1 protein-coding gene is annotated in these 1,172 nt (G+C 48.7%); it reads right to left on the bottom strand.

The window, feature by feature from the left end:
- Positions 1–1,118 (bottom strand): ISAs1 family transposase (locus AC27K1_RS21550; protein ID WP_487152854.1); only part of this gene is annotated, 1,118 nt, incomplete at its 3' end.
- Positions 1,119–1,172 lie beyond the last annotated feature (54 nt).

The raw sequence follows: 1,172 nt of genomic DNA, 5'->3' as shown, positions 1-1,172 counted from the left end.
GCAAGGACTTCAGCCAGAAACGTTGTGCTTCGCGAAGCCTTCTTCTGTTTCCTTTTCAGGCCACCGCTAAAGCTTTTCATATCGTTGAGAAGGTTAAAGGCAATATGTCGAAAGCCAGCCAGGATTTCTGAGGCGTCTCCCCGTCGAATCCTGCAATCATCTTCACCCATCGCCACATCAAGCTTCCAGTGCAGTTTATTCTCTATATACCAGTGTTCCCTGGTCGCTTTCGCCAACTTCTCAGCCGTCAGTTCTGCTGAGCTGATGTAATACCGCAGGGTGATATCTTCCAAGGCAAGTTCACGACCTTCTATCTCGCGAATAGCAAGCGCTACGCCGAGTGTTTTCATGCCTGGCCAGTCAAACGACAGATTCACAAACTCGTCGAACAGATCGCTGACAATGTAGAAACGTGTTTCATGTCGACCATGCTGTTTCTCGACCGTCTGATAGCTATCCCCCGACCAGTTCTGAACGTTCATCACAGTAAAGTGGTTTTGAAAGGCTTCGTGCAATTTCCCTTGATTCCCTTTCACCGCCAGCAGGTAATCAGCCTCCTTCTCCACGATCTTTTTGGCTATGGCCCTCTGACACCCCATGGCATCAATAGTGACCAGACACCCTTTTATCTCCAATAACTCAAGCAGTTCAGGGATGGCGGTAATTTCATTGCTTTTTTCTTCTGTCTTAACCTGGCCCAGTACAACACCATTGGCCGCCGCAAACGCGCTCACCATATGAATAGGACCACGCCTGCGGCTCTTGTCGTAGGAGCTTCTGACGGTTTTGCCATCTATCGCAATGACCTCTCCATTAGTGGCTTGATGACAGGCTTTCATCCAGTCAATAAAACACTGCTGAAACTTCCCGGGATTTACGACACTGACAGCTCTGGCAATGGTGTCGTCTGACGGTGCGCCATGCTCAAAATCACCATATTGTCTTAGCCAATCCAGACGATCTTCACCGAAATCAGCGATATCCTCCCAGCCTTCTGCACCGGCTATAACAGCACAGATTGTCAGCAGCAGGATGTCGGAAAGAGAGTGTGTCACTTTCCAGCTCTGGCGAGGATCGTGAAGTACGGAGAGTTGTTCTATCAAACTGAAAGCATTCATTTACGTGTTCCCATTTCCACACCGGGAATGAGAACATGGCTAGAAACAAAAAGT

The organism is Kistimonas ophiarachnellae, assembly GCF_057552235.1.
The sequence above is the reverse complement of the archived record's forward strand: the minus strand, read 5'-3'. Positions and strand labels throughout refer to the sequence as shown.